The organism is 'Nostoc azollae' 0708 (assembly GCF_000196515.1).
Lineage (GTDB): Bacteria > Cyanobacteriota > Cyanobacteriia > Cyanobacteriales > Nostocaceae > Trichormus_B > Trichormus_B azollae.
The window spans coordinates 2,832,076-2,845,122 of sequence record NC_014248.1; the positions used below are offsets into that span (position 1 = coordinate 2,832,076).

Below are 13,047 nucleotides of genomic sequence, written 5' to 3' on the forward strand. Positions count from 1 at the left end.
GATTATACTTGCGACTCTACATTTATTTTGAATTTTGTTGGCGGTAGGCTGCCGGAGGCACTATTTTGAATTTTCAATTGATTTATTCTGTCTTTGGTTTTCCTAGTCCGTTGGGTGGTTGTGGTCTTTTGCTTTTAGCAGTTTTGTTTATTTGTGCTTTTTGGGAATTTTGATTGGAGTTGACTTTCTGGTTAGACATTAGATTTATCTGTAAAGTTATTAACTATTTTACCTACACTAGGGAGATAAATCATTCTAGAAGTCTATGATATATTACTGATGAGACTAAATCAAGCGAAGCTAGAAAGATTTAGATTGGGTGGAATATCTTGAATGCGTCCTGATCCGATCGCACGTAATGCTTCTTTCAGATCAATATCCCCTGTATACAAGGCTTTACCAACTATTACACCTGTGACACCTTGGGGTTCTAGGGCTAATAAACTCAACAAGTCGGTGACAGAACTAACACCACCAGAAGCGATGACAGGTATGGAAATTGCTGCAGCGAGTTCTCGTAATGCGTCTAAGTTGGGGCCTTCTAGGGTACCATCACGGTTGATGTCAGTGTAAATGATGGCTGCTGCACCTAATTCTTGCATTTGGGTAGCGAGTTGGGTAGCTAAAACTGTTGAGGTTTCTAACCAACCGCGAGTTGCTACTAGTCCTTTACGGGCATCTATACCGATGATAATCTGTTGGGGAAATTCTTGACAAAGTTCTTGGACTAGCTGGCGTTGTTCTACAGCGACTGTTCCCAGGATTGACCATTGTACACCGAGATTAAATAATTGTTGTACACTAGAGCGATCGCGCAATCCTCCACCTACTTCAATTGGTACTGAAATAGCATTACTGATAGCTTCAATTGCTACTAGGTTAACGATTTTACCTGCTTTAGCACCATCTAAATCAACTAAGTGTAATCTCGTTGCACCTTGGTCTGCCCACATTTTCGCAACTTCCACAGGGTGTTCGCTGAATACTTGCGATTGTCCGTAGTCGCCTTTGTATAGTCGTACACAACGACCTTCTAATAAATCAATTGCTGGTATTACTTCCATAATTTTTAATTGGTGATTGGTGATTGGTGATTGGTGATTGGTGATTGGTGATTGGTGATTGGTGATTGGTGATTGGTGATTGGTGATTGGTGATTGGTGATTGGTGATTGGTGATTGGTGATTGGTGATTGGTGATTGGTGATTGGTGATTGGTGATTGGTGATTGGGCACTAGGCATTAGGAAAATTACTTCCCCATCTCCCTCATCTTCCCCAGTCCCTAGCCACCTGTTACCTATTCCTTAATTCCTGCACTGCTTTACTAAAACCTAAGACCAGTAAAATGTTGGAAAGGGTTAAAAATACCTCTGCACCACCATGTAACCAGTCTATATTGGCTAAAGCTTCTCCATAAGCAACTTTGGCATAGATACCGGCGGGGATGGTGACGGTGACAAATACCAAAGTGCCGTAAAATCCATATAGGCCTAAACGAGGGATTTGTGGACTGCGGCTGATAAACCACAAGAAACCCAAGTAGGGAAATAGAGAAAGGGCGAAAAGGGTTTCCTTTGATATCATTGCTCTGATTTGATAGTTTTTGCCTCAACTGTATTTGCAGACTTGGTAGAACGCCAAATCCATACTGCTGCTGCCCAAAGGGTAAAATTACCCACTAATGTCATGGTAGCTTGTAGGGTGACTAACCATTCTAAAGATTCTGCATTGTCGAAATAATGCCAAGTGCAAGCACACATAGCACTGATTAAAGCTGGTAACATGGCAAAGGATAATCCCCACCAACTGCGGTTTTTTGTCAGTTCACCATAAATCCAGATTAACCAAATAGCGGCTATCCACTCAATGACGCTAGAAACGTGAATAATCCAGGTGGGAATAGAAAGGGCGTGCATAAGCAACTCAAAATTCAAAATTCAAAATTCAAAATTCAAAATGGTGAAGATGCGTGTTTTGTTGTCTGGGTATTACGGTAAGGGTAATGGTGGTGATGAGGCTTTGTTAGCCACACTTCTGCAAATGCTACCACCTGATGTAACCCCTGTTGTGCTTTCTGGAAATCCTGAAGAAACTCATCGGCGTTATGGTATAGAAAGTTATAACCGCATGGAGTTATTACAGGTAATCAAAACTTTGCGTTCTTGTGATGCGTTCATTTGGGGTGGTGGAAGTTTAATGCAGGATGCGACTAGTGCCATTAGCCCTTTTTATTATGGCGGATTAATGGCGATCGCTCAAGTCATGGGTTTAAAAACTGTGGCTTGGGCACAGGGAATAGGTCCTTTATTGCGTCCTCAAACTCGTTGGTTAGCAAAGCGGAATTTTGCTGGTTGTAGTCAAGTTAGTGTGCGCGATCGTAATAGTGCTGCTTTATTATCAGATTGGGGTATACCTTATATCCTTGCACCAGATCCGGTTTGGGCGTTAGAGTCTAAGCCAGTACCTAGATTAGCATATTTACCACAACCAAGAATTGCGGTTACTTTAAGAAATCATCCCCAACTTACAGAAACGCGCTTAGCAAAGCTAATTGCTGCTTTAGTTGATTTACAACAAGCTACACAAGCATTTATTTTAATATTACCATTTCAAAAAAGTGAAGATTTAGGGATTTCCGAAAAGATTCAATCACAATTAAAAGATCTGAGTAAAATTATCTGTGCGGAAGATCCACAACTTTTAAAAGGTATATTTCGTGGTGTAGAAATGGCCATAGGAATGCGTCTACACAGTTTAATTATGGCAGCTAGTGAAGGTTGTCGTTGTTTTGCTTTGAGTTATGACCCCAAAATCAACCGCTTAATGGAAAATTTAGCTATTCCTGGATGGAATTTAGAAAATTTACCAGATGATGCAAATGTAATTAGTAAAATTTGGATTGAACATTATCAAAATAGTGAATCTTTGTCATCGGATAAAATACAATCTTTGATAAATGGAGCCTTTTTACATCGGGAATTACTGAAGGAAGTGCTAAAATGAAATTTTAGAAAGAGATATAAACTTCTACTAGAGAATAGATAAACATAGTTTTTTATCCCCTGATTACGAGGTTGTATATGTATTATGCGGACATGGCAGTACATGGAAAGAATAGACATTTTCAAATGTTAGTTGAAGCTAAAAATAAACGTGGTGCATCTAAAATTTTGGCAGCTAAAATGCGCCGCAATATGTATTCTCATGGTTTACTGCCAGAAGCACATTTTTTTCTGTTAGCACTCCCAGACAAATTTTATTTGTGGAAAGATAAAGGCTTATCTATTGATTTGAGAGAGGCAGATTATGAAATGGATACTGATCGTTTTCTTAAGCCTTATTCCCCTATAAAATAGACCTCAGAATATGACATTAGTAGCGAAGAATTTGAGATAATAGTTTCAGCTTAGCTTCATCAAGTATTAACACTACCATCTATGAATTTACTCCCAGACAATCCATATTGTCTGGGAGTAAATTCAGGTTTATTTGATAATATTCACCACGGCAATCTAAAATTGGAGGAACTGGTTTAATTGCAATGGGTGTTTATGTAGAAACGAATTTTGTTTTAGAACTGGCGCTACTTCAGGAGCAACAGGAAAGTTGTCAACAACTGTTAAACTTAGCAGAATCGGGACGAATCAATTTGATTTTACCCGCATTCAGTTTAACAGAACCTTATGAAACGCTGATTTGCAGAGAAAAAATACGCGGTAAATTATTACATAATTTGAGAGATGAGCTTAACCAGCTTGGCCATTCTCTACCTTACCAATAGCAGGTAAATACTTTTCAAGAGATTACTCAGTTTTTAGTCAATAGTGCGAAAGAAGAACAGCAAAGATTCCAAATGGTTGTAGATAAGTTATTAACGGTTAGCCAAGTTATTCCTGTGACAGTCAAGATACTAACGGCAGTTATGAGATATCAGTCTGAACTTGACTTGAGACCCCAAGATGCTATTGTTTATGCTTCAGTTGTTGATCATTTAAGCAAATCAAGTGAACGGCAACGCTGTTTTATTAATAGAAACTCTAAAGAATTTGATAATCCAGATATTCAAGATGCTTTAGATAGATATAGTTGCACAATCAAATTGAAATTTGATCCTGGATTAAGTATAACTAATTCAAGTAGTGCCACAAAACATACAACTGATTTTATAGTTTAGGTAAAGTTCATATCATCCCTAATGGGGTTTAAGTTGACAGCAATCACTGTCAATTTAAACCCCATTATCCAAGTTACCGATAACCAATTTTATCAACTCTGTCGAGAAAACCCTGAGAGATGATTTATAAAGTAAATGTTGAGGAGACAAGAGGAAGTAGCATAATTCTAGTCATAAGAGCATATATAGCCCCTTCGCTCATTTGTGTTAGACGCTCATAATCCTTGCTTAGACGATGATATTGGTTAAACCACCCAAATGTTCTTTCTACTACCCAGGGTTGTGGTAAAACTTTAAATTCTTGCTCAGTAGGTCCTATGACTTCAACATGAGCTTGAATCAGGAACCAAACTGCAAGTGCAAATTTATCACCGTCATAACCGGAATCAACCCATAAAACTTGAACTTTTTCCAATAATTCTGTGGGTTCCTCTAGCAGTTCCATTAGTGCATAGGCAGCAAGTATTCGTTCTGGGGCATTCGCTTCACTAACAACAACTTTCAACACAAGTCCCAGGCTATCAACTAAAGTATGCCCCTTTCTTCCTTTTACCTTTTTACATCCGTCAAAACCATACACATCCCCTTTTTTTGGTCAGTGTTGACCGACTGACTGTCTGCGGCGAGCGCAATAGGTTGTGTTGATTTACCTAATTTCGAGCGAACTTGACCACCCAATGTATGGTTGAATTTTTCCCAAACCCCCTGGCCCTGCCATTTACTGTAATAGCTATATACCGTTGACCTTGGCGGGAAGTCACCTGGAAGCATATTCCATTGACATCCAGTTTTCAAATGAAAATAGATGGCATTACATATTTCACCCATATCTGTTGTGGGTGGATGCCCTCCTTCTTTGGCTGGTGGAATCAATGGGGCCAGGATTTCCCACTCCATATCAGTTAAGTCTGTGGGGTAAGACTTTCGTGCCATGATTAGCTATGTAAATACACTACATTTTATGTATCCTATCCTTCCAATATTCCTTTTCTACTCCCCTTTACATTTACTTTATCAATAGCCTCTGAAGTCAAATTTGAACCCAATGCAAAAGGAGAGATATTGATAATATCACCAACAGGAGGAGGAACGGGAAAACGTAATATTGAAATTTCAGCAGACTTTATGTTTTGGAATCGTCAAACTAAACTAGGAGTTTGTTTCGATTCTTCCACCTGTGTTAAACTTCCTAATGGTGCAAATCGTTCTCCTGATGTAGGTTGGATCAAAAAAGAAAGATGCACTCACATCGGAAGAACAGGAAAATTTCTTACCAATTGCACCAGATTTTGTTTTAGAATTAATGTCACGCAGTGATAGTTTGCAGGGAACGCAAACAAAAATGCCAGAATATATCAATAATGAATAGAGTTAAATTAGGTTGGTTAATTAAGCGGAAAATGCGTCAAGTTGAAATTCATCACGAGAAGATGTTTTACCAGGATTTATTTTGAACTTGCAAATAGTCTGGGGATAAATACAAAAATATTATTCACCACTGAAATAGGGAAGCTTATCTCGAAAATAACAAAAACTTGGTGATTGATTATTATCAATGTCCATCAAGGGAGAACTTTTTGCTGCCCAAGCTACCTTTTCTCTACCAATTGCCTTTTCCAGGCTAAAGCCAAAAATACCTATTTGATAATTAACCAATTTCTCAAACATTCTGATTCCTGACTCCTGACTCCTGAATTATTACTAGTTGTGTAACTGGAACCTGAAGACAAAACGTTGTCCCTTTTCCTAGTTATGATTCGTACAAAATCAGTCCTTGATGTCTTTATACAAGAATTTTATAACTAATAGATAATCCTAAACCTGTCCCTTTACCGATGGGTTTATTTGTAAAGAATGGATCAAAGATTTGTGATTTTACCTGTTCATTCATACCAGCACCATCATCGGAAATTTCAACTATTAAAAAATCAGAGTTGACAAATTTTGTATGAATTAGAATTTGAGGATGGCAATTTTATCCTGTTCCATTATTGGTAATATGTTTTCAAACTGAGACAGAACAGCATCTATGGTATTACTAAGCGAATTCATAAATTCTTGCTTGATTGAGTTATCCCGGATAACATTCAATTAGAGGCAAATTAGCATGTTCTTTAGTTAATGCAATTTCTGGATGATTTAAGTTCGCTTTTAAACGATGCTGCAAAATTACTAAAGTGCTATCAATCCCTTTATGAAGATTAACAGACTTGATTTCCGCTTGGTCTAAAAGATAAACATTTATTAAAGTTATGACTATTTCGGTGATGCGCTCACTCGCTATTTTCATTAAATCCCACCTTCCGCACCATAACTGTCGCAGATAGTAGTACACAATAACTAAAGCTCCTGCAAGGAAGAAAAGGCTTAATAAGAATAAGTATCATGAAAATGGCAATAGACTGAGAGAATAAAGTTTTGTAAAGAAGATAAAAGAAAAGAAAATTTAATGATTTAAAAATCAAATTAGAACAGAAGAAGAAATGACTTAATCACAACAGGAGTTGTGGATAATTCTGTTGTGAAATCAAAGCTTCAAAAAATGGAAATTCAAAACCTAGACCATTTAGGCATAGTAGCAGGAATAATAGACGCCATAGGAGTAGTAGAAATAATCCTTGAAATTGGAGAGAAAGTAAGTCCGGGTCATGTAGTAAGAGCCATGATAATCAACGGGTTAGGATTTGTATAAAAACCCTTATATATGTTTCCCCAATATTTTGAAACAATCGCCTGTGAGTATCTAATAGGACCAGGAGTAAAACCAGAATATCTCAAGGACGATAAACTGGGGAGAGTCATGGATGAACTATTTATAAAAGGATTGGATAGAATATTTTTTATTGTCGCCTTAAAAGCAGCCCAAAAATTTGGAGTATCCCTATGAGCAGGGGAGCTAGACTCATCATAAATGCACATACATTTGCAATATAATACCAGCTTACCAGAAGTAATATTTGAGAGTCAAAAAGTAGGAAATAATCAAGAAATAGAAGAATTAGCAGTAAAATCACCAAAAGAAATAACCATCACCTACGGTTATTCTGGTCACCATAGAGCGGAGTTAAAACAGTCCATCATAGAAATGATATGTTCAGGAGATGGAGACATACCAATATATATTTTTAAAACTAGCATCGGGAAACCAAGCAGATTCATCATGCTTTGGTAAAATAGCAGTAGAGTACCAAAAACAATTAAAAGTTAACAGTCTCATAGTAGTAGACTGGGCCTTATATACAGAATCCAATCTGAAAATGATGTCAGATTTAAGCTGGTTATGTCCAGTGCCATTAAGCGTACAATCAGCACAATGATGAATATCAACATTACCAGAACCAGAATTTGTTGATAGTAACTTACCCGGATATAAACTAGCTTCAAAAACAGTAAATTATCCAGGAATAGAACAAAGATGGTTAGTAGTGCAAAGTCAAGAAAGAAGAGAATCAGACCTGGGTAAACTCTCACAAAAAATTACCAAGGCACAATCAAAAGCTGTGCAAGATTTCAAAAAGTTATCACCAGAAAAATTTGCTTGTGAAGCTGATGCTATCAAGGGGTTATCTAAACTATTACAACAATTCAAATATCACCAAATTAACCAGAGTAAAGTTACTCAAATCAAATCTAAGAGAAAAGATAGTTCAGGAGAGATATCCTATGAAATATCAGCTACATTCTCCCAGAATGAAAGTAAAATTAATACAGAATTTCTGAGGGCAGGGCCTTTTATTATTGCTACAAACCTTTTGGATTCAAATGAACTTACCCATGACTCCATCTTGAGTGAATATAAAGCTCAATGTAAATAAAGCTCAACAGTCTTGCGAGAGAGGGTTTGCTTTTGTCAAAGACCCATTATTTTTTGCAGACAGTATTTTCCTAAAAAGTCCAGAGAGAATAGAGTCCCTGGGAATAATTATTGGTTTATGTATGCTGGTTTATACTTTAGGGCAACGACAAATTAGAACCCCTTTGAGAGAGTCTAAATCAACAGTTGAAAATCAATTGGGCAAACCAACTGACTGCCCCACTTTACGCTGGATTTTTCCATGCTTTCAGTCTATTCATTTAGTTACACTTAACCAATAAAAACACATCTATAACTGGACTCAAGAGAGAGATTTCATTGTGAATCTTTTACCATAGCATTGTTTTGCATCCTATCAATTAGTTACCTAGTTTTTCTCTCTATTAATTTAATTTCTATCAGAAAATAACCTAATCTCTTTGATTTATAGCTCTATTTTACTATGTGCGGAATTTCTTTTTTTACTTCAATCTATTATTCCAAGTTATGATTTATCTCTTGAATATCTTCATTTATCTGTTGACTGCTCTGGGCGGTGTTCTTTCTTATTGCTCCTTATTGAGAATAGCTTTTGATGGTATTTTTGGTGCTTTACTGTTTCTCCAATGCCTTTTTTCACTGCATATGTTTGTTTTTATGCTCCCTTGGATTTTTTCTCTCCGTAATTTCTCTCTGTGGCAGTTTAGGGTGCGGAATGTGGGTTAAATTCCATAACTTAGGCAAATCTTCAGAAAGAAAATCAAAACCAATTTCCTGAAGATATTTTTGAAAATTAGAATCTATATGAAAATATGCTTATTGAAGAATATCTACTAGTTTCAATAAGTCATTAATATATTTTCCTGCATGATTAATATTTCCATTAATAAAGCTGAGAGGATTATTAACCTCATGGGTAATACCCCCTAGTAATTGTCCTAAATTAGACATTTTTTCAGTTTTAATTAATTATGTTTGGGCGATTTTCAATTCTTGTAATGTCTGTTCTAATTCTGAGATTATTACCGCTACGTTCTGTTCTATGTTCTAAATTACTGTAAGCATCATCAAGAGAATCAGCCATGATGTTAAATATCTTCGCTATTCTCGCTAGTTCATCACTTCCCTGATCATCAACCTTGATTGTTACTCCAGGAATTAATCCAGTTTGATTCATGGGATTTAATGCAGGTTATTTATAAATATATTCAGGGATTTGTCCATTAAATAGTTCAAAAATACTGCGGGCAGCAAAAGCATTAGATTTAGCTTCAAAAATCATTTCTTTTGTATGTTTTTCCACCGCTAAAGTATATTACAAAATGTAAATTAGCCTGAAAACCTCTTCACCTTTGCCTATTGCCCTTTGGGTTCTCCAGCCGCACCCTGTGGGAAGGCGAAGCGCCTACATGGGGGAAACCACGCTACTTGCTTTATGCCGGGAAACCCTTCCACCGCAGTGGCTCCCCAAGACCGTGGTGGTTCACCTCTTGCCTTGTCATAACGACAATTTTTAACGCCCACTTACTTATTCGTTGAAGCAAAAAATAGGGAATAGAGCAGAAATAGGGTAGATCTATAGGTAATTTGTTCAACGAGCAAATAGGACTACTATATCAATGGCAATCAGATATAGCAACTGGCAAAGTAGTTGGGACATTAACTATAGTCCTAAAGCAAGGCTAACGCTAACCTATCAATATACCGTAGGTATTAATAAAAATCAGAAACAAAAAAATTCTTAACCCTGTTACTTGTTATTTGATTTTTCTAAGATAAACTAACAATTCCTGACCATTGTACTTTTTTCTCCTTTTCCCGACGGTAAGAAAAGAAATGCTCAGGAGTTTGATAAGTACAATAGGGTGTGATCGCAATTTGTTCTTCACTAATTCCCAATTGTTCCAACTGTAAAGCATTCACCCGACGTACATCTAAACGCACCTTTCCTGGTTCTGGATCTGCAAATAAAGGCGAATCAGGTAAACGATGTAAAGCATTAACTATTCTTTCTGAGTCATCATGTGGTATAATAGTCCTTCCAATTTCCGCAGCCACTTCCACGGGAACTTGGTAAACTTCTCCGGTTATTGCTGGACCCATTGCAATTCGCAAATTTTCCAGCTTGCTGCCTTGGGACTGCATTCTATTAATAGCTTGGGGGACAATCTTTGCTGCTGTACCCCGCCACCCTGCGTGTAAAGCTGCTACCTGACCGATTTCAACATCACCAATCAGCACAGGTGTACAATCAGCACTGGCTACCCAAATCGCTTGTAAAGGTCGCTCACTAATCAAACCATCTGCCAAAGCCAAATTATCATTACTATTTAGTAAATGCCTATCTACCTCCTGGGGAGTCAAAACAGTATTGCCATGCACCTGTTTTAAACGATAAGCTAAAGCCTCTGGTTGCAAAACCTTTGTCAACTCGTGCGGTAGACGTGGCCAAAATTGTTGTGTAAAAAATCCGTGGGGCCAAAGTTCTAAGAGATTACAAGTAAGGTAAGGTAGACCTTCCCAATTGTGCCAATGCCAAGTGTGCATCTTTCACCTAACCTCAACAAAAAATTGAAAACCGCCAATCAATGTTAACTTGAATAACCGCATTTAGGGGAACGGCTGTGGAATTTGATCAGCAACTCGTGGTAAATGTCCTCAAAGCAGGGCGAGAATATCCATATTTACCATTTTCTCTACATATTTTTGACAGCTTAACCTCAACTAATCAAACTGCGTGGAATCTACTTAACCAAGGAAAAAAACCAGGAACTGTCGTTATTGCCACCCAACAAACCGCAGGTAAGGGACAATGGGGAAGACAGTGGTTATCTCCTTCTGGTGGTCTATATCTGTCGGTGGCCATCACTCCTAAACTAGAAGCTACTGAGAGCTACCAATTAACCTTAGCCAGTGCTTGGGGAATTGCATCACAATTACGAAAGTGTAATGTGAGTGTAGGGATAAAATGGCCGAATGATTTAGTATTGGATGGCCACAAACTAGGTGGCATTTTAACTGAGACTAAAATCCACAAAGGACAAATTACCCAAGCAGTGATTGGTGTTGGTATTAACTGGGCTAACCCAGTACCCGAAACCGGCATCAATCTAGAATCGTGGCAAGATTCCCAGCATTTTCAGCCCATTCCTAACTTAGAAATGCTCACAGCCACAGTTTTACTAGGAATAGAATCCGGTCTAGAGTGTTTGAACATCGAAGGAATAGTCATACTGTTGTCTCGTTATATTGATTTACTGATAAACATGGGTGATGAAGTGTATGTGAATAATCTTTTACGAACTGTAGTCGGGGTATCACCCGAAGGAAATCTCCGCTTAAGAATGGCTGGATATGATTCGAAGGAACTGATCACACCAGAAATTTCTGTCGAACCAGGTACAATCAGTTTGGGCTACTGTAAATCTTCTGTTTAACTTTTTTAGACTTAATTACACACAACTGAGAGAACAAATGACGCAGCGCCATAAATCTGCCGATAACCGCTTAGATGATTTGCGGACTCAAGGTTTAATAAAGAGACGCTTTGCGTCTACATTATCAGCACAGAGCCTTGGTTGGTTGAGTAGTGTTAGCCTCCTTAGTGGTGGCCTTGTATTTGCTCAAACGGAATCATCAGTAGATAACATCGTTCCCACTATTGAGAATTCCCGGCCAATAGTTGTTAAAGATACAAGGAGAAAAGAGACTGCTGCTGAAGCTACACCATCAGAGCCAGATTTTGCTGAAAGACGAGTCAGACTCAAAAAGAAACTCCATCAGACACAAGTTTCCCAATCAGCAGAACCAGTCAGAACTTCCAAACCCAAAGTAGAGAATTCTGAACCTAAAGTCACGGAGAGAACGTCTGAACCCAAAGTGGAGAATTATGAATCTAAAGTCACGGAGAGAACGTCTGAACCCAAAGTTGAAACTCCGGCTAATTCAGTAGCTGAAAAACCCTCAGAAGTGGCTCAACCACCGAATAACTCCAACGATACTGGTAGCAGGACAACCGCAGGGAAAAACAAAGATTACAATAACGCCTTAGTTGACCCTACAGATTACAACAATACTCCAACTGCTAAGTATGAAGCTCCCAGTTCTGTAACAACTACAGAACGTGGTGGTGGTTGTCAAGCAGTTTTCTCACAAAAAGAAATTGCTGCTGGTGCTTGCGGTAAAAAACCTATTGATGGTCCCCGTGTGGCTGATTCTCCCAAGAAAACAGCACCCACTTGGATTCAAAAAAGCGAAACTGCTAGTTTGGAAAAAGCACCCAGATTCGAGAAAGTAGCGGCTGAGTCCAAATCAGCAACTCCCAGTGTGGTTAAGACTGTTGCTAGTGCTGTGAATAATAATACCAGTTGGCGTAATACCAACATTGGTTCTAGCAGTCATACAAAAACTGCATACCGCCCTAATCGGTTTATTCCTAATCCCAGCGAATTTTCACCGACTACAATAGTGAATGGGACACCTATCGCCCCCAGTTTTGGTACTTTACCACCACCAATGGCTGACGATAATGTGGCACCCCGTGTCAGCACTATTTCCTATGATTTTGCGCTGGCATCGATTTTACCACAAATACCTTATAGTAACACCTTAGGTTACCGTAGCGGGTCGGGAATGATGTTTCCTTTATCTTTTGCTGCACCCATTACTTCTGTATTTGGTTGGCGGGTTCATCCCATTACTGGGGATAGACGTTTCCACGCTGGTACAGACTTGGGTGCGCCCACAGGGACACCAATTTTGGCAGCGGCTAAAGGTCAAGTGGATACTGCTGACTGGATGGGTGGCTATGGTTTAGCAGTAACTATTAATCACAATTCTGCTCAACAAACCCTCTATGGTCATATGTCAGAAATCTTTGTCAGTCCTGGTCAGTCGGTAGAACCAGGAACTGTAATTGGCCGAGTCGGCAGCACTGGCAACTCTACAGGCCCTCACCTGCACTTTGAAGTCCGCCACCTGACCCAAAACGGTTGGGTTGCTGTTGACCCTGGTGTACAACTACAAGCTGGCCTCAGCAACACAAGCAAGATAGGGGTTAGGTGACAGGTGACAGGTGAC

General features: G+C 38.6%; 17 protein-coding genes and 3 pseudogenes. 10 read left to right on the forward strand and 10 right to left on the reverse strand.

Annotation, left to right across the window (positions count from 1 at the left end; translation table 11 throughout):
• Window positions 1–290 precede the first annotated feature (290 nt).
• From hisA to AAZO_RS13095, 3 genes are all read right to left on the reverse strand, one after another.
• Window positions 291–1,064, reverse strand: coding sequence for a 1-(5-phosphoribosyl)-5-[(5-phosphoribosylamino)methylideneamino]imidazole-4-carboxamide isomerase (gene hisA, locus AAZO_RS13085; RefSeq protein ID WP_013191625.1), 774 nt, complete (start codon window positions 1,062–1,064; stop codon window positions 291–293).
• Between the two features lie 230 nt (window positions 1,065–1,294).
• Window positions 1,295–1,585, reverse strand: a complete 291-nt coding sequence (locus AAZO_RS13090; protein ID WP_013191626.1) for a DUF3593 domain-containing protein — start codon at window positions 1,583–1,585, stop codon at window positions 1,295–1,297.
• Window positions 1,582–1,917 carry a DUF2499 domain-containing protein gene (locus AAZO_RS13095; protein WP_013191627.1) on the reverse strand — a complete coding sequence of 112 codons (336 nt, stop codon included), beginning with the start codon at window positions 1,915–1,917 and terminating at the stop codon, window positions 1,582–1,584. The genes AAZO_RS13090 and AAZO_RS13095 overlap by 4 nt, the downstream gene beginning before the upstream one ends.
• A gap of 40 nt (window positions 1,918–1,957) precedes the next feature.
• On the opposite strand from AAZO_RS13095, the gene csaB reads away from it, so the two are divergent.
• The 5 genes and pseudogenes from csaB to AAZO_RS38195 all read left to right on the forward strand — a co-directional run.
• Window positions 1,958–3,004 carry a polysaccharide pyruvyl transferase CsaB gene (gene csaB, locus AAZO_RS13100; protein ID WP_013191628.1) on the forward strand — a complete coding sequence of 349 codons (1,047 nt, stop codon included), beginning with the start codon at window positions 1,958–1,960 and terminating at the stop codon, window positions 3,002–3,004.
• 92 nt (window positions 3,005–3,096) lie between these two features.
• A complete protein-coding gene (locus tag AAZO_RS13105; RefSeq protein WP_041640400.1) occupies window positions 3,097–3,357 on the forward strand; it encodes a hypothetical protein in 261 nt (86 codons plus the stop codon).
• Window positions 3,358–3,542: 185 nt separating this feature from the next.
• A complete protein-coding gene (locus tag AAZO_RS26680; protein ID WP_013191630.1) occupies window positions 3,543–3,782 on the forward strand; it encodes a hypothetical protein in 240 nt (79 codons plus the stop codon).
• A 72-nt stretch (window positions 3,783–3,854) separates the two neighbouring features.
• Entirely contained in the window at window positions 3,855–4,175 is a 321-nt protein-coding gene (locus tag AAZO_RS26685) for a hypothetical protein (protein ID WP_013191631.1), read from the forward strand.
• A gap of 33 nt (window positions 4,176–4,208) precedes the next feature.
• A pseudogene (locus AAZO_RS38195) lies at window positions 4,209–4,292 on the forward strand (Uma2 family endonuclease); the annotation flags it as partial.
• 7 nt (window positions 4,293–4,299) lie between these two features.
• On the opposite strand, the gene AAZO_RS30280 reads toward AAZO_RS38195, so the two are convergent.
• Window positions 4,300–5,108 (reverse strand): IS5 family transposase gene (locus AAZO_RS30280; protein WP_228371185.1). Its coding sequence is split into 2 segments (ribosomal slippage): window positions 4,300–4,772 and window positions 4,772–5,108, totalling 810 coding nucleotides; the frame shifts between segments, so codons are not numbered across the junction.
• A 48-nt stretch (window positions 5,109–5,156) separates the two neighbouring features.
• Between AAZO_RS30280 and AAZO_RS13125 the strand changes: the two are divergent.
• Window positions 5,157–5,652 (forward strand): annotated as a pseudogene (locus tag AAZO_RS13125) (Uma2 family endonuclease).
• Window positions 5,653–5,663: 11 nt separating this feature from the next.
• Here the strand turns inward: AAZO_RS13125 and AAZO_RS13130 are convergent.
• The 3 genes from AAZO_RS13130 to AAZO_RS26690 all read right to left on the reverse strand — a co-directional run bounded on the left by AAZO_RS13130 (window position 5,664) and on the right by AAZO_RS26690 (window position 6,465).
• On the reverse strand, window positions 5,664–5,843 hold the full coding sequence (locus tag AAZO_RS13130; protein WP_013191634.1) for a hypothetical protein: 180 nt from the start codon (window positions 5,841–5,843) through the stop codon (window positions 5,664–5,666).
• Window positions 5,844–5,958: 115 nt separating this feature from the next.
• On the reverse strand, window positions 5,959–6,135 hold the full coding sequence (locus tag AAZO_RS41390) for an ATP-binding protein (RefSeq protein ID WP_081462781.1): 177 nt from the start codon (window positions 6,133–6,135) through the stop codon (window positions 5,959–5,961).
• A gap of 111 nt (window positions 6,136–6,246) precedes the next feature.
• Window positions 6,247–6,465 (reverse strand): hypothetical protein, encoded by a 219-nt coding sequence (locus AAZO_RS26690; protein ID WP_049790708.1) that lies wholly within the window; start codon window positions 6,463–6,465, stop codon window positions 6,247–6,249.
• Window positions 6,466–6,717: 252 nt separating this feature from the next.
• Between AAZO_RS26690 and AAZO_RS43755 the strand changes: the two are divergent.
• Together AAZO_RS43755 and AAZO_RS38220 are read left to right on the forward strand one after the other, a co-directional pair.
• Window positions 6,718–8,327: pseudogene (locus AAZO_RS43755) on the forward strand (IS1634 family transposase).
• A 148-nt stretch (window positions 8,328–8,475) separates the two neighbouring features.
• Window positions 8,476–8,694, forward strand: a complete 219-nt coding sequence (locus tag AAZO_RS38220; RefSeq protein WP_013191635.1) for a hypothetical protein — start codon at window positions 8,476–8,478, stop codon at window positions 8,692–8,694.
• 90 nt (window positions 8,695–8,784) lie between these two features.
• On the opposite strand, the gene AAZO_RS33790 is transcribed toward AAZO_RS38220, so the two are convergent.
• From AAZO_RS33790 to pgeF, 3 genes are all read right to left on the reverse strand, one after another.
• Window positions 8,785–8,919, reverse strand: a complete 135-nt coding sequence (locus AAZO_RS33790; protein ID WP_144031293.1) for a histidine kinase dimerization/phospho-acceptor domain-containing protein — start codon at window positions 8,917–8,919, stop codon at window positions 8,785–8,787.
• A 10-nt stretch (window positions 8,920–8,929) separates the two neighbouring features.
• Complete coding sequence (locus AAZO_RS13155) at window positions 8,930–9,145, reverse strand: hypothetical protein (protein WP_041640406.1); 216 nt, start codon at window positions 9,143–9,145, stop codon at window positions 8,930–8,932.
• A 593-nt stretch (window positions 9,146–9,738) separates the two neighbouring features.
• Window positions 9,739–10,515, reverse strand: coding sequence for a peptidoglycan editing factor PgeF (pgeF, locus tag AAZO_RS13160; RefSeq protein WP_013191636.1), 777 nt, complete (start codon window positions 10,513–10,515; stop codon window positions 9,739–9,741).
• A 77-nt stretch (window positions 10,516–10,592) separates the two neighbouring features.
• Between pgeF and AAZO_RS13165 the strand changes: the two genes are divergently transcribed.
• Window positions 10,593–11,405: a biotin--[acetyl-CoA-carboxylase] ligase gene (locus tag AAZO_RS13165; RefSeq protein WP_013191637.1), complete on the forward strand. Its 813-nt coding sequence runs from the start codon at window positions 10,593–10,595 to the stop codon at window positions 11,403–11,405.
• A 37-nt stretch (window positions 11,406–11,442) separates the two neighbouring features.
• Window positions 11,443–13,032, forward strand: coding sequence for a M23 family metallopeptidase (locus tag AAZO_RS13170; protein ID WP_013191638.1), 1,590 nt, complete (start codon window positions 11,443–11,445; stop codon window positions 13,030–13,032).
• Window positions 13,033–13,047 lie beyond the last annotated feature (15 nt).